A 20162-nucleotide genomic window follows, 5' to 3' on the forward strand; every position below is an offset into this window, starting at 1 on the left:
AAGCGGCGCCCGCCGCGCGAGACGGCCGTACGGGTTCCCTCCCAGACGAGCTTCAACACTGCAAGGAGCCGCACCTGTGAGCAGTGCCGACGACCAGACCACCACCACGACCAGCAGCGAGCTGCGCGCCGACATCCGCCGACTGGGTGATCTCCTCGGGGAGACCCTGGTCCGGCAGGAAGGCCCCGAGCTGCTGGAACTCGTCGAAAAGGTACGCCGACTCACCCGCGAGGACGGCGAGGCCGCCGCCGAACTGCTGCGTGGCACCGAACTGGAGACCGCCGCCAAGCTCGTCCGGGCCTTCTCCACCTACTTCCACCTCGCCAACGTCACCGAGCAGGTGCACCGCGGCCGCGAACTGGGCGCCAAGCGCGCCGCCGAGGGCGGACTGCTCGCCCGCACCGCCGACCGCCTCAAGGACGCCGACCCCGAGCACCTGCGCGAAACGGTCCGCAACCTCAACGTGCGCCCCGTCTTCACCGCGCACCCCACCGAGGCCGCCCGCCGCTCCGTCCTCAACAAGCTCCGCCGCATCGCGGCCCTCCTGGACACCCCGGTCAACGAGTCCGACCGGCGCCGCCTCGACACCCGCCTCGCCGAGAACATCGACCTCGTCTGGCAGACCGACGAACTGCGCGTCGTCCGCCCCGAGCCCGCCGACGAGGCCCGCAACGCCATCTACTACCTCGACGAACTGCACGCCGGCGCCGTCGGCGACGTCCTCGAAGACCTCACCGCCGAACTGGAACGGGCCGGCGTCAAGCTCCCCGACGACACCCGCCCCCTCACCTTCGGCACCTGGATCGGCGGCGACCGCGACGGCAACCCCAACGTCACCCCCCAGGTGACCTGGGACGTCCTCATCCTCCAGCACGAGCACGGCATCAACGACGCCCTGGAGATGATCGACGAGCTGCGCGGCTTCCTCTCCAACTCCATCCGCTACGCGGGCGCGACGGAAGAACTGCTGACCTCCCTCCGGACCGACCTCGAACGACTCCCCGAGATCAGCCCCCGCTACAAGCGCCTCAACGCCGAGGAGCCCTACCGGCTCAAGGCCACCTGCATCCGCCAGAAGCTGGAGAACACCAAGCAGCGCCTGGCCAGGGGCACCGCCCACGAGGAAGGCCGCGACTACCTCGGCACCGCCGAGCTCATCGACGACCTGCGCCTCGTCCAGACCTCCCTGCGCGAACACCGCGGCGGCCTCTTCGCCGACGGCCGCCTCGCCCGCACCATCCGCACCCTCGCCGCCTTCGGCCTCCAGCTCGCCACCATGGACGTCCGCGAACACGCCGACGCCCACCACCACGCCCTCGGCCAGCTCTTCGACCGACTCGGCGAGGAGTCCTGGCGCTACGCCGACATGCCCCGCGAGTACCGCACCAAGCTCCTCGCGAAGGAACTGCGCTCCCGCAGGCCCCTGGCCCCCACCCCCGCCCCCGTCGACGCACCCGGCGAGAAGACCCTCGGCGTCTTCCAGACCGTCCGCCGCGCCCTGGAGGTCTTCGGCCCCGAGGTCATCGAGTCCTACATCATCTCCATGTGCCAGGGCGCCGACGACGTCTTCGCCGCGGCGGTGCTCGCCCGCGAGGCCGGACTGATCGACCTGCACGCCGGCTGGGCGAAGATCGGCATCGTGCCGCTCCTGGAGACCACCGACGAACTCAAGGCCGCCGACACCATCCTGGAGGACCTGCTCGCCGACCCCTCCTACCGGCGACTGGTCGCCCTGCGCGGCGACGTCCAGGAGGTCATGCTCGGCTACTCCGACTCCTCCAAGTTCGGCGGCATCACCACCAGCCAGTGGGAGATCCACCGCGCCCAACGCCGCCTGCGCGACGTCGCCCACCGCTACGGCGTACGGCTGCGCCTCTTCCACGGCCGCGGCGGCACCGTCGGCCGCGGCGGCGGCCCCACCCACGACGCCATCCTCGCCCAGCCCTGGGGCACCCTGGAGGGCGAGATCAAGGTCACCGAACAGGGCGAGGTCATCTCCGACAAGTACCTCATCCCGGCCCTCGCCCGGGAGAACCTGGAGCTGACCGTCGCGGCCACCCTCCAGGCCTCCGCCCTGCACACCGCACCCCGCCAGTCCGACGAGGCACTCGCCCGCTGGGACGCCGCCATGGACGTCGTCTCCGACGCCGCCCACACCGCCTACCGGCACCTGGTCGAGGACCCCGACCTGCCGACCTACTTCCTCGCCTCCACCCCGGTCGACCAACTCGCCGACCTGCACCTCGGCTCGCGGCCCTCCCGCCGCCCCGGCTCCGGCGTCTCGCTCGACGGACTGCGCGCCATCCCCTGGGTCTTCGGCTGGACCCAGTCCCGGCAGATCGTCCCCGGCTGGTACGGCGTCGGCTCCGGCCTCAAGGCCCTGCGCGAGGCCGGCCTCGACACCGTGCTGGACGAGATGCACCAGCAGTGGCACTTCTTCCGCAACTTCATCTCCAACGTGGAGATGACCCTCGCCAAGACCGACCTGCGCATCGCCCAGCACTACGTCGACACCCTCGTCCCGGACGAACTCAAGCACGTCTTCGACACCATCAAGGCCGAACACGAGCTGACGGTCCGCGAGGTGCTCCGCGTCACCGGCGAGACGGAACTCCTCGACGCCGACCCGGTCCTCAAGCAGACCTTCGCCATCCGCGACGCCTACCTCGACCCCATCTCCTACCTCCAGGTCGCCCTCCTCGGCCGCCAGCGCGAGGCCGCCGCCGCCGGCGAGGAAGTCGACCCGCTGCTCGCCCGGGCCCTCCTCCTCACCGTCAACGGCGTCGCCGCCGGCCTGCGCAACACGGGCTGAGGACCCGCACGCGAACACACCGGTGCCCCCGAGCTCGTACCAGAGCCCGGGGGCACCTCACGTCGAACGCGACGACCTCACACCGCGAAGAACGCCGCCGTCAGCAGCACGACCCCCGCCCCCGCCATCCCCCACGCCACCCGAGTCCGCCGCAACCCCCCGGCCACGACCACCGACGCCAACAGCAGCGCCCCACCCAACGGCACCCACGCGTACAGCACACCCGCCGGCCCCGACCGCACCACCTCGTCACCGCCGGGCTTCACCACCACCGAGTACGACCGCCCCCTCGCCACCGCGACCGAGTCCTCGATGACGACCCGCTCCCGCGCCTGCGACCCCGCCGACACCGGCACGTACGGACCACTGCACGTCCCGCCGCCGCACCGCGTCACCTCGACCGTGCCCCGCTCCCGGCCCTTGGTCAGCAGCACGTGCTGCGCCGTGCCCCACGACGCCCACACCCCCGCGATCAGGATCAACGCCGTGACCGTACCCATCGCAGCGACCCGGCCGAACCGCAGCAGGACGGCGGACACCGAGGACGCGGAGGAGGCCTGACGGGGACGAGCGGCGGCGGCGGAGGCAGGCATGGCCGGGATCATTGGCCATACCTGCGCGCCCGGTCAACTCACCCGCGCACCATCACCGGACAAGTCAGGAGTTGTACGTGCTCTGCGCCCGCTCCAGCCCCTCGATCACCAGAGCCTCCACCGCGTCCGCCGCCCGGTCGACGAAGTAGTCCAGCTCCTTGCGCTCCGTCGAGGAGAAGTCCCGCAGCACGAAATCCGCCACCGGCATCCGCCCCGGCGGCCGCCCGATCCCGAACCGCACCCGGTGGTAGTCGGGGCCCAGCGACTTCGTGATCGACTTCAGCCCGTTGTGCCCGTTGTCCCCACCGCCCAGCTTCAGCCGCAGCACGCCGTAGTCGATGTCCAACTCGTCGTGCACCGCCACGACGTTGCCGACCGGGACCTTGTAGAAGTCCCGCAGCGCCGTCACCGGACCGCCCGACACGTTCATGAACGACATCGGCTTCGCCAGGACCACCCGCCGACCGGCCGGCCCCGGCGGACCGATCCGCCCCTCGACCACCTGCGCCTGCGTCTTGCCGTGCCGCTTGAAACGCGCCCCGATCCGCTCCGCCAACAGGTCCGCCACCATGAAGCCGACGTTGTGCCGGTTCGCGGCGTACTCGGGGCCCGGATTGCCCAGACCGGCCACCAGCCAGGGCGCACCCGCGTCCGTCGTCACGTCCATCCCTCCTCACCGCCCGTTCGTCCACACATACACGTCGGCCGCTGCCCCGCACGGGAACAGCGGCCGACCACACGATGACCGTGCCGGAGGATCAGGCCTCCGCGGCCTCTTCGCCCTCACCCTCGGCGGCGGGCTCCTCGGCCTGCGCGGCCAGGACCTGGAGGACGACCGTCTCCCCGTCGACGCCCAGCTTGGTGCCGGACGGGAGCGCGATGTCCTTCGCGAGGATCGAGGCACCGGCCTCCAGACCCTCCACGGAGACCGTGACGGACTCGGGGATGTGCGTGGCCTCGGCCTCGACCGGCAGCGCGTCCAGGACGTACTCCAGCAGGTAACCGCCCGGGGCCAGCTCGCCCTCGGCCTGCACCGGGATCTCGACCGACACGGTCTCGCCGCGCTTCACCAGCTGCAGGTCGACGTGCTCCAGGAAGCCCTTGATCGGGTCACGCTGGACCGACTTCGGGATCGCCAGCTCGTTCGACTTGCCGTCGATGTCCAGCGCGATCAGCACGTTGGACGTACGCAGCGCCAGCAGCAGCTCGTGACCCGGCAGGGTCAGGTGCAGCGGGTCCGAACCGTGGCCGTACAGCACACCGGGGACCTTGTTGTCACGGCGGATACGACGCGCGGCACCCTTGCCGAACTCGGTGCGCGTCTCGGCGCTGAGCTTCACCTCGGACATGATCACTCCTCGTGGAAAACAGAAACGGACGTGGTCACCCGGCCACGAACGGCCTGCTACGAAGAGCGCGTCGATAACGGAGCGCCACACCCGCACACACGGGTACGGCCTCCCTCGCCGAGCAACTTCAGCAGTCTACTCGGAGAGGAAGGCCGTACCCAAAACGATCAAACAAGGGCACCGAACAGGCGGAACCCCGCCTGCAGAACGGTTACTGCACGACGCTCACTGCTCGTCGAACAGGCTCGTCACCGAACCGTCCTCGAACACCTCACGCACCGCACGCGCGATCGTCGGCGCGATCGACAACACCGTGATCTTGTCCAGCTCCAGCTCACTCGGCGTCGGCAGCGTGTTCGTGAACACGAACTCACTCACCTTCGAGTTCTTCAACCGGTCCGCCGCCGGACCCGACAGCACACCGTGCGTCGCCGTCACGATGACATCCTCCGCACCATGCGCGAACAACGCGTCCGCCGCCGCACAGATCGTGCCACCCGTGTCGATCATGTCGTCGACCAGGACGCAGATACGCCCCTCCACATCACCCACGACCTCGTGCACCGTGACCTGATTCGCCACGTCCTTGTCACGCCGCTTGTGCACGATCGCCAGCGGCGCGCCCAGACGGTCGCACCACCGGTCCGCCACCCGCACCCGGCCCGCGTCCGGAGACACCACCGTCAGCTTCGAACGGTCCACCTTCGCACCCACGTAGTCCGCCAGCAGCGGCAACGCGAACAGGTGGTCCACCGGACCGTCGAAGAAGCCCTGGATCTGATCCGTGTGCAGATCCACCGCCAGGATCCGGTCCGCACCCGCGGTCTTCATCAGATCCGCGATCAGACGCGCCGAAATCGGTTCACGCCCACGGTGCTTCTTGTCCTGCCGCGCGTAACCGTAGAACGGCACGATCACGGTGATGGAACGGGCCGACGCACGCTTCAACGCGTCGATCATGATCAACTGCTCCATGACCCACTTGTTGATCGGAGCCGTGTGGCTCTGGATCAGGAAACAGTCCGCACCACGCGCCGACTCCTGATACCGCACATAGATCTCACCGTTGGCGAAGTCGAAGGCCTTCGTCGGGACAACCCCGACACCCAGCTGCTGGGCGACCTCCTCGGCAAGCTCGGGGTGTGCGCGGCCGGAGAAGAACATCATCTTCTTCTCGCCGGTCGTCTTGATCCCGGTCACAGCACTTTCTCCTCAGAGGTTCGCAGCTGAGCTCATGAGCGCTCTCCCGACTGGCCGCGGGGGCGTCTCAGCTGGTGGGGTGCGGATGTGCACTTATCACGGTACGCCGAGTTCGACGCGCCGGTTTCCGGTCAGTCTTCGCCGCCCGCCTCACGGGACACCGCCTCGGCCGCCTTCGCCGCCGCGCTCCCCGGACGCTTCCGGGCCACCCAACCCTCGATATTCCGCTGCTGGCCACGGGCCACGGCCAGCGAACCGGGCGGCACATCCTTCGTGATCACCGACCCGGCAGCGGTGTAGGCACCGTCCCCGACCGTGACAGGCGCCACAAACATGTTGTCCGAACCGGTACGGCAGTGCGAGCCGATCGTCGTGTGGTGCTTGTCCTGACCGTCGTAGTTCACGAACACACTCGCGGCACCGATGTTCGTGAAGTCCCCGACCGTCGCGTCACCCATGTACGACAGGTGCGGAACCTTCGTCCCCTCACCGATCGACGAGTTCTTCGCCTCCACGAACGTACCGATCTTCGACTTCAGCCCCAGCCGGGTACCCGGCCGCAGATACGCGTACGGACCCACCGACGCCTGCGGACCCACATGAGCACCGTTGGCCACCGTGTTGTCCACCCGCGCCCCGGCCTCCACCCGCGTGTCCGTGAGCCGCGTGTTCGGCCCGACCTCGCAGCCCTCGGCGAGATGGGTGGCGCCGTGCAACTGCGTACCCGGGTGCACGACCACGTCCTGCTCGAACGTCACCGTCACGTCCACCCACGTCGTCGCCGGATCCACCACCGTCACGCCGGCCAGCATCGCCCCGGTCAGCAGCCGGTCGTTCAGGATCCGGCGCGCCTCGGCCAACTGCACCCGGTTGTTGATCCCCGCGATCTCCCGGTGGTCACCCGCCACCGACGCGCCCACCCGGTGCCCCGCCTCACGCAGGATCCCGAGCACGTCCGTCAGGTACTCCTCGCCCTGGCTGTTGTCCGTGCGCACCTTGCCCAGCGCGTCCGCGAGCAACTGCCCGTCAAAGGCGAACACACCCGAGTTGATCTCCCGGATCGCCCGCTGCGACTCCGACGCGTCCTTGTGCTCCACGATCGCCGTCACGGCACCCGAGGCCCCGTCCCGCACGATCCGCCCGTACCCCGTCGCATCCGGCACCTCGGCCGTCAGCACCGTCACCGCGTTCCCGTCGGCGGAGTGCGTGGCCGCGAGCGCCTTGAGCGTCTCGCCGGTGAGGAGGGGAGTGTCCCCGCAGACCACGACCACGGTCCCGTCCACGGCACCGCCCAGCGCCTCCAGACCCATCCGCACGGCGTGCCCGGTGCCGTTCTGCTGCTCCTGGACGGCGGTGCGTACGTCGGGGGCGACCTCGGCGAGGTGCGCGGTGACCCTCTCGCGGGCGTGCCCGACGACGGCGACCAGGTTCTCGGGGTCCAGCTCACCGGCGGCGGCGAGCACGTGCCCCACGAGGGACCGGCCGCACAGCTCGTGCAGGACCTTGGGTGTGGCCGACTTCATACGGGTGCCCTCACCCGCTGCGAGAACGACGACGGCTGCCGGGCGAATGGCGCTCACGGGATGCCCTTCGGCTGTTGAGGAGGTGGGGACATCCGCAGGATACCGGGGCGGTTTGCGGGGGACATGGGTGCGGGCCCTGACGGTCATGTCAGGGCCCGAACAAGAGCTCCCCCATCAGGATTTGAACCTGAACTTAAGGGACCAAAACCCTCAGTGCTGCCTGATTACACCATGGGGGATGAAACTCGACTAAACCGGACATTCGGTTAAGTCGCCGAGTCGGCACCCAACACTATGCCGTACCAAGCGCCTTCGATGCGACGGTACAGGTCGGCGCTCTTGAGGACTTTGATCGCGAGGCATCCGCGGTAGGAGTCTCCTACGTTCTTGCGCACCGTCTTGGGGTTGTGGCGCTTGAGAGCCGTAGCCGGCCCGCCGTAGCGCGACCGCCCGCTCCCGCGGTCCTTCGAAGTCCGCGTACGTGTGCTGTGCACGTGCCATGGGCATACCGTCCGGCCGGAATGCTCGCCTCCGGAGATGCATGGCTGAGGGTTCACCAGTTCGAGGGATATCGCGTCGTATCGTTTGTCGAAAGTCACCGGAAAAGGGGCGCCCGCCGCCCGTAGGCTGGAGGCATGACCACGACGGGGGAAGACCACGTGCCGGCCCGGGGTGGGCCTGGGTGGTGGGACAGGCGGCGCGGCGCGGTGCTCGATGTGAGCCTTGGTGCCGTGTCCGCGCTGGAGTGTGCGGCGGAGGGGATCCCGTTCGCGCGGGATGCCGGGATTCCGTTGGCGATGGGGGTCGTCTTCGGGCTGCTGGCCGGTTCGGTGCTGGTGGTGCGGCGGAAGTGGCCGATCGCGGTGGTGCTGGTGGCGATCGCCATCACGCCGGCGGAGATGGGCTTCCTGCTGGGTGTCGTCGGCCTGTACACGTTGGCGGCGTCGGAGTTGCCGCGGCGGATCATCGGGGCCCTGGCCGGGATGTCGTTCCTGGGGACGTTGATCGTGACGTTCGTGCGGTTGCGGCAGGACATGGGCCGGGACGGTGTGGACCTGGGGGACTGGTTCTTTCCGTTCGCGTCGGTCGGGTCGTCGCTGGGGCTGACCGCGCCGCCCTTGCTGCTGGGTCTGTACGTGGGGCAGCGGCGTCGGTTGATGGAGAGTCTGCGGGAGCGGGCGGACAGCCTGGAGCGTGAGTTGCAGTTGCTCGCTGAGCGGGCGGAGGAGCGTGCCGAGTGGGCGCGCAACGAGGAGCGGACGCGGATCGCGCGGGAGATGCACGATGTCGTGGCGCACCGGGTGAGTCTGATGGTGGTGCACGCGGCGGCGCTTCAGGCGGTGGCGCGGAAGGACCCGGAGAAGGCGGTGAAGAACGCGGCTCTGGTGGGGGACATGGGGCGGCAGGCGCTGACGGAGCTGCGGGAGATGCTCGGGGTGCTGCGTAGTGGTGGGGACGGTGTGCGGGTCGCGCGGGCGTCGGTGCCGTTGGCGGCGGTGGGGGTGGCTGCCGCGGCCGCGGCGTCGCGGGCGGCGGAGGGCGGGGAGCTGTCCGCGGAGGGGCCGTGTCTGTCGGAGTTGGACGAGTTGATCGGGCAGTCGGAGGCGGCCGGGATGGTCGTGGATCTGTCGGTGGAGGGGGAGGTGCGGCTGTATGCGGCGGAGGTGGAGTCGACGGCGTTCCGGGTGGTGCAGGAGGCGTTGACGAACGTGCACAAGCATGCGGCGGGGGCGAAGACCTATGTGCGGTTGGCGCATCGGGTCTCGGAGATCGCGATGCAGGTGGAGAACGAGCCGCCGCCGGAGGCTTCGGCCGCGGGGTCGGCGCGGTTGCCGTCGGGGGGGAACGGGTTGGTGGGGATGAAGGAGCGGGTGGCCGCTCTGGGGGGTGTGTTCGTGTCGGGGCCGACCGACGCGGGGGGTTTTCGGGTGTCGGCGGTGATTCCGGCGTAGTCGTGCCGGTGTGTCAGCCGGTGGTGGTGAGGCGGGTGGGCCGGGTGCCGGTGACGAGGGTGGCGAGGGCGGTGTCGATGGTGGGGCCGAGGTACCAGTCGCCGGTGTGGTCGAGGGTGTAGACGCGGCCTTCGGTGTCGATGGCGATGAGGGCCTGGCTGTCGGTTTCGATGCCGAGGGGGCAGGTCTGGGTGTCGAGGGCGCGGTCGAGGTCGCCGAGGGTGCGGGCCATGTGGAGGCCGTGCAGGGGGTCGAGGTGCACGGTGGCGGGGGCGATGTGGCGGCCGGGTCCGGTGGGGGCGAGGTGGAGGCCGCCGAATTCGGCCCAGGCTTCGACGGCGGCGGGGAAGACGGTGTGGCGGTGTCCTGCGGGTGTGGTGTGTGCGCGCAGGGTGTCGGCCCAGATTTCGGCTTGTTTGATGTCCCAGCGTCCTGGTTGCCAGCCGGCGTCGCGCAGTGCGGCGTCGACGGGGACGGGGAAGCGGGTGGTGGAGGTGCGGTCGGCTTGCATCGGCCCTTGGTTCGTTTCGGTCGGCTGGTTCGCCGGGGTCGGCTGGGTCGGCTCGGGCGGCGGAGTCGGCTCGGTCAGTCCTTGTCCGTGGCGGGGTCGACGATGCGGACGCCGAAGTGGGCGCTGAGGGCGGTGCAGGCGCGGCAGGGTGGGGCGAAGGCGCCGTGGAGGGGGTCGCCGTCCTCGCGGATGCGGCGGGTGGTGAGTTTGGCGTGTTTGAGTGCTTTGCGGGCTTCGCCGTTGGTCATGGGTTTTCGTGCGGCGCGTTTGCTGCGGGCGGCGTCGGCGGTGGCCAGGTGGCGTGAGATGAGGATCGTCTCGGCGCAGCGGCCGGTGTAGCGGTCTCGTTGGCCGCTGGTGAGGGTGTCGAGGAAGTCCTGTACGAGGTGGTGCAGGGAGGGTGGGGTGTCGGCGCGTGTCGCGGTGCCGGTGAGGGTGGTGCCGCGTACGGAGAGGGCGGCGGCGACGGTGGGGAGTATGCCGTCGCGGCGGTGTCGGAGGGTGGGGGCCCGGTGGGTGTCGGTGCTGCTCCAGCCGATGCGGGGGTCGCCGCGGCGGGGGTCGTCGGACCGCCCGGTGTCGGGTCCCGTCTGTGTCGCACTCATGATCGTCTTCCCCTCCTGAGCATCCCCCCGGAGGTCACAGGGTGCCAAATCGTGTGGCTGCTGCGGAAGCTGGGGCGTGGCGACACGCCCGGTTGGGGGCGGTGTGTCACGGGAGGGTGACGGCTGGTCACGGGTGCGGGGGTGCGGGTGTCGGGTGCGGGGTCCGGTGCCGGTGACCCCTCAGGCCGTACCGCATAGGCTGTCGGCACCGCGCTCGTACGCGGTGGACCCAGACAGTGCAGGCAGATCAGACAGATCTGGCAGCAGACAGACGCCGCAGGGGGCAACTGCCATGACGACAGGTCGGCTCGGGCAAGCAGCCGCGCCGCCGAACGCGGCCTATGCCGGGCAGGTCGTGCATTTCCCGGATCCGGTGCGGGCGGCACGTCACCCGAGAGGGGTACGGGTGGACGCGGGTGGTTATCCCGATTTCTCGCCGTACGCGCGTGCGGTCGCGGAGATCGCGGATCCGCCGGAGGGGTTCGGGGTCGACGAGTTGCGGTTGACGGACTACGTGTCGGCGAACGCGGCTCTGGCGGCGTCGGGGCACGAGTTGTGGGACACGGTTCCGGCGGTGGCGACGCCGCACGGCTGGACGTGGCATCACGTGACGGGTTCGCGGCGGATGGAGCTGGTCCCGGTCGAGGTGAAGGCGCTGCTGCGGCACCACGGTGGGATCGCGACGGCTGTGGTGGACCAGGGGAAGCGGGGGACGCGGCCGTTGCAGGAGACGCGTCCGGCGCACTTCGGTCTGCCGAAGTCGGGGGTGGCGGTGACGGAGCAGCAGGTGCAGGGGGTCGAGGAGGATCTCGGGTACCGGCTGCCGGGCGCCTACCGGTCGTTCCTGAAGGCGGCGGGTGGTTGTGCGCCGGTGGGTACGGCGCTCGACGCGGAGCTGGGGCTGCTGGTGGATCAGCCGTTCTTCACGGTGCGTGAGGAGGCGGCGGTCAACGACCTGGTCTATGTGAACAAGTGTCTGCGGGACCACCTGACGAAGGACTACCTGGGGGTGGCGTTCGTCCAGGGGGGTCTGCTCGCCGTGAAGGTGAAGGGCGAGCGGATCGGTTCGGTGTGGTTCTGCGCCTACGACGATGTGCGGGACGTGGATCCGTCCTGGCCGCCGGCGGACCGGGTGGAGCGGCTGTTGCTGCCCTGCGGTGAGGATTTCGACGCGTTCCTGTCTCGGCTGGCGGGTTCTCCGCCGGAGTTGGAGACGGTGGCGAACCTGATGGTGGACGGCGGTTTCGCGCGTGCGGTGCCCGTGTCGGCGTCGGTAGGGGAGTGAGCTGGCGATGGTGACGTTCGCGCAGGCGCAGGAGCGCGCGGAGGAGTGGGTCAACGGCGACTTGCCGGCGTATCAGCATCGTGAGGTGCGGGTGCGGGAGTTCGGCCTCGGGTTCGTGGTGTGGGCCGAGGACCGTGCGGACGGCCCGCGTTCGGACGGGGGTGCGCAGCGGCTGGTGATCGCCCGGGACAGTGGCGAGGCGACGTTGTGGCCCGCGCTGGCGGTGGGTGAGGTGATCCGCCGGTACGAGGAGGAGTACGGCCGTTCCGAGGAGGCGCAGGCGGCGGTTGCGGCGCCTGCGGCGCGGGTGGACCTGAATCAGACGTCGTTCTTGTTGAGTCCGCCGGAGTGGTTGCAGGAGGCGGCGGACCGGATCGGCATTCCGGATCGTCGGCGGGGCGACGAGGGGCGCGGCGACACGGGGGGTGCCGGGGTGTCTTCGGCTCCCGCCGATGCGGCGTCGGCTTCGGCTTCGGCATCGGCTTCGGCGTCGGCCGGGGCCTTGTCCGGGAGCGGTGCCGGGTGGCCGGCCGCGGGCTCCGGGGCGGGTGCGGGTGGCTCCGGCGCGGGTGCGCCGGGTGTGCCGGGTGCGCCTGCCGGGGCGACGCCCTGGGCGGGGACGGACACCAACGCGGACGCCGGTGAGGACGGTTCCGTACCGCTGCCCCAGACCGTGTTCGCGCCGCCGTTGAGCGGTGCCGACGAGGACACGCCGCCGCCGTCCACCATGCCGGAGGCCAAGACCGCGCTGATGTCGGGCGGGAGTCAGCTTCCGCCGACGGCGCTCGCGCCGGCGATCGGCGACCCGAACGCGCCAGGTGCGCCCGGTGTGCCCGGTGCGCCTGGTGTGCCCGGTGCGCCGGGTGCTTCCGCCGGTGCGGGCACGCCGCCGCCCGCCGCCCCGGTACCGCCCGCGGCCGGTCCGTCCGCCGGTCCGGGGGCGTCCGCCGCGCCGGGCCGGCCGCCCGCGTCGAACGCCGGGGACATCGCCGACGCCGCGACCAGCAAGGCTTCGCCGCCGCCCCGCCGTGGCGGTGGCTCGTCCACACCGCCCCCGCCGGGCGCCCCGGGTGTGCCGGGTGCGCGTCCGGTGAGCCCGCCCGCGCCGTCGGGGGCCCCCGCGCCGGGTGCGGCGGCGGGAGGCTATGTGCCGACGCAGCTGGTGTCCTCGCTCGGTCCCGAGGGGCCGGGCGCCCCGGGCGCCCCGCCGCAGTCCGCCGTCCCGCAGCCTCCGGCCGGTGCGCCGGGGACGCCGCCTCCGCCGGGTGCGCCGGGCGGGGTGCATCACGCGGCCACGATGCTGGCCGACCCGGGCCGGACGGGCGGCGGTGCCCCGCAGCCCCCCGGTCCGCCCGGTCCGCCCCAGCCCCCTGGTCCGCCCGGGCCCCCTGGTGTGCCGGGCGTGCCGGGTGCTCCGGCTGCTCCGGGTGCGCCTTCCGGGCCGGGTGCGCCGCCGCCTCCGCCGACCGCTCCCGGTGCGCCGGGTTCCGCGGGCGGTGCGGGCGGTGCCGTGCACCACGCGCAGACCGTGCTGGCCCCGCCGTCCCTGGGCGGCCCCGGCGGCATCGGCGCGCCCCCGCCGCCGCCCGGTGCCGTGCCCCCGCCGCCCGGACAGCCCGTGCCCGGTGTCCCGTCGGCGTACGGTTATCCGCCGCAGCCCACCGGTCAGCCGACCGTCGGCCCCGGCTACCAGGCCGTCCTGCGCTACCGCGCCCAGGACGGTTCCGAGCAGCAGCTGATCCGGCGTTCCGCGCCGGGGACGCCGCACCCGGAGTGGCAGATCTTCCACGAGCTGCGGTCCATGAACGTGCCGCCGGACCAGGTGCTGGAGCTGCACACCGAGCTGGAGTCCTGCGAGCTGCCGGGCGCGTACTGCGCGCGGATGATCCGGGAGCAGTGGCCGCAGGCGCGGATCACCTCGATCGCGCCCTACGGTCCGGACCACGCGAGCCGGCAGCAGGGCATGCGGCAGCTGCTGGCCCACCAGGGCGAGTTGCACCAGGTGGCGGACGGGCCGGCGCGGCCGGCGCCGGTGCGTGCTCCGTTGCCGCAGGTGCAGCCGGTTCCGCCGGTTCCGCCGGAGGCCGTCGGGCAGGAGCTGGCCGGTGCGTTCGGTCCGGGGGTCTTCCGGTTCGAGCAGGCAGCGGTGTCCCGGCAGGGTGTGCCGCCGATCGTGGCGCACACGCTGGTGGCCGCGGGGCTGCCGGTGGACATGGGGCCGTTCTTCTGGGCGCAGGCGCAGCCGGGTCGTCCGGTGCCGACGCTGGCGGAACTGGCGACCGAGCGCGGGGTGCAGCCGGCCTCGGACGCGGGCTCGTATCTCGTGGTGGGCAGCGACTTCGGCCGGGCGGTCTGTGTGCAGTACGGCACGGCGGCCATCGTGGCGGTTCCGGTGGAGGCGGGTCCGGGCGGTGCGCCCGTGCCGCCGCAGTTCGTGAACACGGGGCTGCCGGAGTTCGCGCGCTGTCTGGCGCTGCTGGGCCGGATGTGGCGGCTCAGGTTCGGTCTGAACCAGGAGCAGGCGGGCCGCTGGACGGTGGACTTCCAGGCGCAGTTGGCGGCGCTGGACCCGGCGGCGCTCGGGTCGCCGGAGAGCTGGTGGTCGGTGCTGCTGGAGCAGATGTGGGACGGGCTGCTGTGAGGCTCTCGCGTCGCTGACGTACCCGACGGGCGGGGCCCGGTCGACTCACTGGTCGGCCGGGCCCCGCCCTTTCGCGTGCCGGTGTGTCGGATTATGTGGGCTTACGTCTGATCCATAAAGTCGGTCAGGTCCATGTGATACGGCAGATTCACCACAAGCGTGACGCGAAGGGTGATTCAGGGGTGATGAGCGTGAGCGGTGCATCGGCTTCCCCCCACGGTTTCGTGACCGTACGCGGGCGCGAGCGCGGTTACCGTCCCGAGCAGGTGGAGGCGTACGCCGCGGCCCTGTCCGAGGAGCGCGACGCGGCCTGGGAGCGGGCCGCTCGGCTCACCGTGCTGGCCAGGGAGATGCAGGAGGACCTGGAGGACCTGCGGGAGGTGGTCGCGCAGCTCGCCTCGCAGGACTACGAGGTGCTGGGGGAGCGCGCGCGTGACCTGTTCCGGCTGGGCGAGGCGGAGGCCGGGGCGGTGCGCGAGCGGGCGCGCCGGGCCGCGCAGGAGTTGACGGAGGACGCGCGGGCGCACGCCGCAGGTGTGCGGGAGGCGGCCCGGGACCATGCCGACGCCGTGCGCGCGGAGGCCGACGAACGGGCCAGGCAGCGGTTGCTCGCGGCGCGCGCGGAGGCCGACGAGGCGCGGATCGAGGCGCGGCGGGAGGTGAAGGCGGCGCGTGCGGAGGCGCTGTCCGCGCTGCGTGAGATGCGCAGGCGCACCGCCGGGGCGGCTGCCGAGCAGCGCAGGGTGCTGGCCGAGCGGTGGGCCGCGGCCGAGCGGGCCGAGCAGGAGCGCGCGCGGGCGTTGGACGCTCGTCACGAGGAGTCGGTGGCGCGTGCCGAGCAGGGAGTGCGTGACGCCGAGCGGGAGTTGGCCGACGCCGGGAGGGCGGCCGAGCAGCGGCAGGAGGAGGCCCGGGCCCGGGCGGCCGAGGTGGTCGCCGAGGCGCGGGCGTGCGGCGAGCGCATCGCCCGCGACACGGAGCGGGTGCTGCGCGAGCACGGGGAGCGGTGGGACGAACTTCAGGCCCACATGGCCTCCGTGCGGAGCAATCTCAGCTCGCTGACGGGGCGTGCGGTGGAGTGACACCCCGGCCCCGGCCCCGGCCCCGAGGAGGGCCGAGGCCGGGTCGGCGGGAGGGCCCGGGGCGGGTTGGGGGGCCGGTGGAGACCGGCGGGTGGGCCGGTCCGGCGGTGTCCGTGTCGGGGTCGGTCGCCCCCTGCGGGCCGCGCCCGACAGGATCCGGCCCGCCACCGCCTCGTAGTGCCGGCGCTGCTCCGGGGCCTCGCGCCGGCCGGAGAGCATCGTGCCGAGCCGGCCGCGGGCGAAGCCCGCGATCGCGGGCCGGGTGACGGGGAGTTGGGCCGGGGCGAGCAGCGGCCCGGTGCGTGCTCCGGCGACGGCGGTACCTCTCGTCAAGTCGGGCGGTACGCGGACAGGGGCAGGCACTGGACGGTAGGGGTGCGGCCGTGGCCCCGGTGCCGCGGGTTCCGCTTGCGTCCGACGTCGCGGGAGGGGGCACGCTCGATGGGTCTCAGGGAGGAGGCCGACCCCGACGTCCGCTCCGCCGAAGGGTGGACTGCCCCTAGGGGTACCTCCGTACTACGGGTCGGGGAGGGTTCGTACCGACGGAGGACGAGAGGGGGCCGGTGGCGTCCTTAGTCTGGCTTTACACCGCTGGGGGGCGGTGAACCGGACCCGCGGGGGTGGGGTTTTCCTCAGTAGAAGACTGCGCTGAACACCAGCGCGGTCGACCCCCGGTCCCGGCCAGACTCTTCGAGACGGCAGCACGGCGGCACGGCACCGCGTGACAGCACACACCACGACGGTCGCGGCACCGGCGGCTCACTCGATGACCGACATAGGAGACTTGACATGACATCGGCCGTAAGTATTCCCACGCACGGGGGCACCGGAGGGCGTACGGCCGTTGCCGCGCGAGCGCGGCAGGTCGTGAAGGCCTACGGATCGGGCGAGACCCGGGTGGTCGCCCTCGACCACGTGGACGTGGACATCGCGCGCGGCCAGTTCACCGCGATCATGGGCCCCTCGGGGTCCGGCAAGTCCACGCTGATGCACTGCCTGGCCGGTCTGGACACCGTGACCAGCGGGCAGATCTACCTCGACGAGACCGAGATCACCGGCCTGAAGGACAAGAAGCTCACCCAGCTGCGCCGGGACCGGATCGGCTTCATCTTCCAGGCGTTCAACCTGCTCCCGACGCTCAACGCGCTGGAGAACATCACGCTGCCCATGGACATCGCCGGCCGCAGGTACGACCGCGCGTGGCTGGAGAGGGTCGTGGAGACCGTGGGGCTCGCCGGGCGGCTCAAGCACCGGCCCACCCAGCTCTCCGGCGGCCAGCAGCAGCGGGTCGCGGTGGCCCGGGCACTGGCCGCCCAGCCCGAGATCATCTTCGGCGACGAGCCGACCGGAAACCTGGACTCGCGCGCGGGCGCCGAGGTGCTCGGCTTCCTGCGCCGGTCGGTCACGGAGCTCGGCCAGACCATCGTGATGGTCACCCACGACCCGGTGGCCGCCAGCTACGCGGACCGGGTGCTGTACCTCGCCGACGGCCGGATCGTGGACGAGATGTACAAGCCCACCGCCGACGCCGTGCTGGACCGGATGAAGGACTTCGACGCCCGGGGGCGCACGTCATGACCGTCGTGAAGACCTCGATGCGCAACTTCTTCGCGCACAAGGGCCGCATGGCGCTCTCGGCGGTGGCGGTGCTGCTGTCGGTGGCGTTCGTGTGCGGCACCCTGGTGTTCACCGACACGATGAACACCACCTTCGACAAGCTCTTCGCGGTCACCTCGTCCGACGTGACGGTCGCCCCGAAGGACGCCAAGGCCGAGGACACCCCGCAGAGCGGGGTTCCCGAGTCGCTGCCCGCGTCCACGCTGGAGAAGATCCGTTCGGCCGACGGCGTGAAGTCGGCCGAGGGCGCCGTCGTCTCGATGAACGTGACGGTCGTCAACGCCGACAACGACAACGTGGGGGCCACCAACGGCGCCCCGACCCTCGCCGGGAACTGGACCAGGAACGACCTGCGGTCCATGGAGATCACCTCGGGCCACGCCCCGCGCGGCCCGACCGAGACGATGATCGACTCCGACACCGCCGACAAGCACGACCTGAAGATCGGCGACGAGCTGCGCACCATCGCGCAGACCGGCGACTTCAAGGCCAGGATCGTCGGCATCGCCTCCTTCACCGTCACCAACCCCGGTGCCGCGGTCGTCTACTTCGACACCCCCACCGCCCAGCGTGAACTGCTCGGCGGCCCGGACCGGTTCAGCCAGTTCAACGTCACCGCCGCCGACGGTGTCACCGACGCGCAGCTCAAGCGGAACGTCTCCGGCGCGCTGGGCGACACGTTCAAGATCCAGACGGCCAAGGAGGCGTCGGACGAAGGCCGCGCGGAAGTCGGCGAGTTCATGGACGTCATCAAGTACGCCATGCTCGGCTTCGCCGGGATCGCCTTCCTGGTCGGCATCTTCCTCATCATCAACACCTTCTCCATGCTGGTCGCCCAGCGCACCCGCGAGATCGGCCTGATGCGGGCCATCGGCTCCTCACGGCGGCAGGTCAACCGCTCGGTGCTGGTCGAGGCGCTCCTCCTCGGCGTCGTCGGCTCGGTCCTCGGGGTCGCGGCCGGTGTCGGCATCGCCGTCGGCCTGATGAAGCTGATGTCGGCGGCGGGCATGAACCTGTCCACCGACGACCTGACCGTCAAGACGGCGACGCCCGTGATCGGCCTGGTCCTGGGTGTCGTGGTCACCGTCCTGGCCGCCTACCTGCCCGCCCGCCGGGCCGGCCGGATCTCCCCGATGGCCGCCCTGCGCGACGCCGGCACCCCGGCCGACGGCAAGGCCGGCTGGATCCGCGGTCTGATCGGCCTGGTGCTCACCGGCGCCGGTGTCGCCGCGCTGCTCACGGCCGCCTCCGCAGACAAGGCGAGCGACGGCTCCCTGATGCTCGGCGCGGGCATCGTGTTCTCGCTCGTCGGCTTCGTCGTCATCGGCCCGCTGCTGGCCGGTTTCGTGGTGCGGGTGATCAGCGCGGTGCTGCTGCGGGCCTTCGGTCCCGTGGGCCGCCTGGCCGAGCGCAACGCCCTGCGCAACCCGCGCCGCACCGGCGCCACCGGTGCCGCCCTGATGATCGGCCTCGCGCTGGTGGCCTGCCTGTCCGTCGTCGGTTCCTCCATGGTCGCCTCGGCCACCAGCGAGCTGGACAAGACGGTCGGCGCGGACTTCATCGTCCAGGGCAACCAGCGGATCGTGCCGCAGGCCGAGAAGGCCATGACCGGCACGGCCGGCCTGGAGCACGTCACCCGCTACAAGGTGCTCGACGCCACGCTGACCTCGCCCGACGGCAAGACGGACGACGACGGCGTCACGGCCGCCGACCCGACCTACGCCGAGGACGTGCGCCGCGCGACGACGGAGGGCAAGCTCTCCGCCGCCTACGGCACCGACGCCATGTCGGTCGGCTCCGACTACGCCGAGAAGCACGGCGTGCACGTCGGCGACACCGTCTCCGTCGCCTTCAAGGGCGGCGAGACGGCGAGGCTCAAGGTCGCCGCGATCACCAGCGACGACGTGGCCATCGACCAGGGCGCCCGGTACATCGGCATCGAGACGATGAAGAAGTACCTGCCGGCCGAGAACGTCCCGCCGAACACGATCATGTTCGCCAAGGCCAAGGACGGCCAGGCCGACCAGGCGTACGCCGCGCTGAAGAAGTCGCTGGACGCCTACCCGCAGTACCAGGTGGCCGACCAGACCGACTACAAGCAGGAGCTGAAGGACCAGATCGGCCAGCTGCTGAACATGGTGTACGGCCTGCTCGCCCTGGCGATCATCGTCGCCGTCCTGGGTGTGGTGAACACCCTGGCGCTGTCGGTGGTCGAGCGGACCCGGGAGATCGGCCTGATGCGGGCCATCGGTCTCTCCCGCCGCCAGCTGCGCCGCATGATCCGCATGGAGTCCGTGGTCATCGCCCTCTTCGGCGCGCTGCTCGGCCTCGGGCTGGGCATGGGCTGGGGCGCCACGGCCCAGAGGCTGCTCGCCCTGGAGGGCCTGAACGTCCTGGACATCCCCTGGCCGACGATCATCGGGGTCTTCATCGGCTCGGCCTTCGTGGGCCTGTTCGCCGCCCTGGTCCCGGCCTTCCGGGCGGGCCGTATGAACGTCCTGAACGCCATCGCGACGGAGTAGACCCCTTCCGACGGCCACCGCACACGGGGGTTGCGGGGGAGGGCCCGGCGCCGACGTCCCACAGGGGCGCGGTCGCCGGGCCCTTTTCGGGTCCGGCCACCGCCGCGTCGGCCATCGCCGTGCCGGTCGCTGCCGTGCGGGTCGCCGTCGTGCGGGTCGCCGTCGTGCCGGCCATCGCCGTGTCGGCCGCCGTCGTGCGGGTCGCCGTCGTGCGGGTCGCCGCCGTGTCGGCCATCGCCGTGCCGGCCGCCGCCGTGCCGGTCGCCGCCGTGCCGGTCGCTGCCGTGCTGGCCATCGTCGTGTCGGCCGCCGTCGTGCGGGTCGCCGCCGTGTCGGCCGCCGCTGTGTCGGCCATCGTCGTGCGGGTCGCCGCCGTGTCGGTCGCCGTCGTGTCGGCCACCCGCACCCCGCGCCATCCACAGCCCCCGGCGCCGTCGAGCAGACCGACGTAACCTGGACACCCCCGACCC

Annotated in this window: 15 protein-coding genes; 8 read left to right on the plus strand and 7 right to left on the minus strand. The window is 71.6% G+C overall.

What is annotated here, in order from left to right; translation table 11 throughout:
- The first annotated feature begins 76 nt into the window (after positions 1-76).
- A complete protein-coding gene (ppc, locus tag IE94_RS0128535) occupies positions 77-2812 on the plus strand; it encodes a phosphoenolpyruvate carboxylase (protein WP_030189856.1) in 2736 nt (911 codons plus the stop codon).
- A 77-nt stretch (positions 2813-2889) separates the two neighbouring features.
- Here the strand turns inward: ppc and IE94_RS0128540 are convergent, their stop codons facing one another.
- The 5 genes from IE94_RS0128540 to glmU form a co-directional block, all read right to left on the minus strand.
- Entirely contained in the window at positions 2890-3417 is a 528-nt protein-coding gene (locus tag IE94_RS0128540) for a hypothetical protein (RefSeq protein WP_030189859.1), read from the minus strand.
- 52 nt (positions 3418-3469) lie between these two features.
- A complete protein-coding gene (gene pth, locus IE94_RS0128545; RefSeq protein WP_030189861.1) occupies positions 3470-4072 on the minus strand; it encodes an aminoacyl-tRNA hydrolase in 603 nt (200 codons plus the stop codon).
- Positions 4073-4163: 91 nt separating this feature from the next.
- Positions 4164-4754 (minus strand): 50S ribosomal protein L25/general stress protein Ctc, encoded by a 591-nt coding sequence (locus tag IE94_RS0128550; RefSeq protein WP_030189863.1) that lies wholly within the window; start codon positions 4752-4754, stop codon positions 4164-4166.
- A gap of 225 nt (positions 4755-4979) precedes the next feature.
- Positions 4980-5954, minus strand: a complete 975-nt coding sequence (locus tag IE94_RS0128555) for a ribose-phosphate diphosphokinase (RefSeq protein ID WP_030189865.1) — start codon at positions 5952-5954, stop codon at positions 4980-4982.
- A 131-nt stretch (positions 5955-6085) separates the two neighbouring features.
- Entirely contained in the window at positions 6086-7534 is a 1449-nt protein-coding gene (glmU, locus tag IE94_RS0128560) for a bifunctional UDP-N-acetylglucosamine diphosphorylase/glucosamine-1-phosphate N-acetyltransferase GlmU (protein WP_030189867.1), read from the minus strand.
- Between the two features lie 578 nt (positions 7535-8112).
- Between glmU and IE94_RS0128565 the strand changes: the two genes are divergently transcribed.
- Complete coding sequence (locus tag IE94_RS0128565; protein ID WP_030189869.1) at positions 8113-9429, plus strand: sensor histidine kinase; 1317 nt, start codon at positions 8113-8115, stop codon at positions 9427-9429.
- A 13-nt stretch (positions 9430-9442) separates the two neighbouring features.
- Here IE94_RS0128565 and IE94_RS0128570 read toward each other — a convergent pair whose 3' ends face one another.
- Together IE94_RS0128570 and IE94_RS0128575 are read right to left on the minus strand one after the other, a co-directional pair.
- Positions 9443-9940: an SUKH-3 domain-containing protein gene (locus IE94_RS0128570; RefSeq protein ID WP_030189871.1), complete on the minus strand. Its 498-nt coding sequence runs from the start codon at positions 9938-9940 to the stop codon at positions 9443-9445.
- Between the two features lie 74 nt (positions 9941-10014).
- Positions 10015-10545 (minus strand): YwqJ-related putative deaminase, encoded by a 531-nt coding sequence (locus tag IE94_RS0128575; RefSeq protein ID WP_030189873.1) that lies wholly within the window; start codon positions 10543-10545, stop codon positions 10015-10017.
- 292 nt (positions 10546-10837) lie between these two features.
- Between IE94_RS0128575 and IE94_RS0128580 the strand changes: the two genes are divergently transcribed.
- The 6 genes from IE94_RS0128580 (at position 10838) to IE94_RS37320 (ending at position 20144) form a co-directional block, all read left to right on the plus strand.
- Positions 10838-11830, plus strand: a complete 993-nt coding sequence (locus IE94_RS0128580) for an SMI1/KNR4 family protein (RefSeq protein ID WP_030189875.1) — start codon at positions 10838-10840, stop codon at positions 11828-11830.
- A gap of 7 nt (positions 11831-11837) precedes the next feature.
- Positions 11838-14471, plus strand: coding sequence for an SUKH-4 family immunity protein (locus IE94_RS0128585; RefSeq protein WP_030189877.1), 2634 nt, complete (start codon positions 11838-11840; stop codon positions 14469-14471).
- A gap of 191 nt (positions 14472-14662) precedes the next feature.
- Entirely contained in the window at positions 14663-15553 is an 891-nt protein-coding gene (locus tag IE94_RS0128590; RefSeq protein WP_030189880.1) for a coiled-coil domain-containing protein, read from the plus strand.
- Positions 15554-16342: 789 nt separating this feature from the next.
- Positions 16343-17131, plus strand: a complete 789-nt coding sequence (locus IE94_RS0128595) for an ABC transporter ATP-binding protein (protein WP_030189881.1) — start codon at positions 16343-16345, stop codon at positions 17129-17131.
- Complete coding sequence (locus IE94_RS0128600) at positions 17128-19692, plus strand: ABC transporter permease (protein WP_030189883.1); 2565 nt, start codon at positions 17128-17130, stop codon at positions 19690-19692. The genes IE94_RS0128595 and IE94_RS0128600 overlap by 4 nt, the downstream gene beginning before the upstream one ends.
- A gap of 119 nt (positions 19693-19811) precedes the next feature.
- Entirely contained in the window at positions 19812-20144 is a 333-nt protein-coding gene (locus IE94_RS37320) for a hypothetical protein (RefSeq protein ID WP_157849403.1), read from the plus strand.
- Positions 20145-20162 lie beyond the last annotated feature (18 nt).

Origin of the sequence: Streptomyces violaceorubidus (genome assembly GCF_000717995.1) — a bacterium.
Lineage (GTDB): Bacteria > Actinomycetota > Actinomycetes > Streptomycetales > Streptomycetaceae > Streptomyces > Streptomyces violaceorubidus.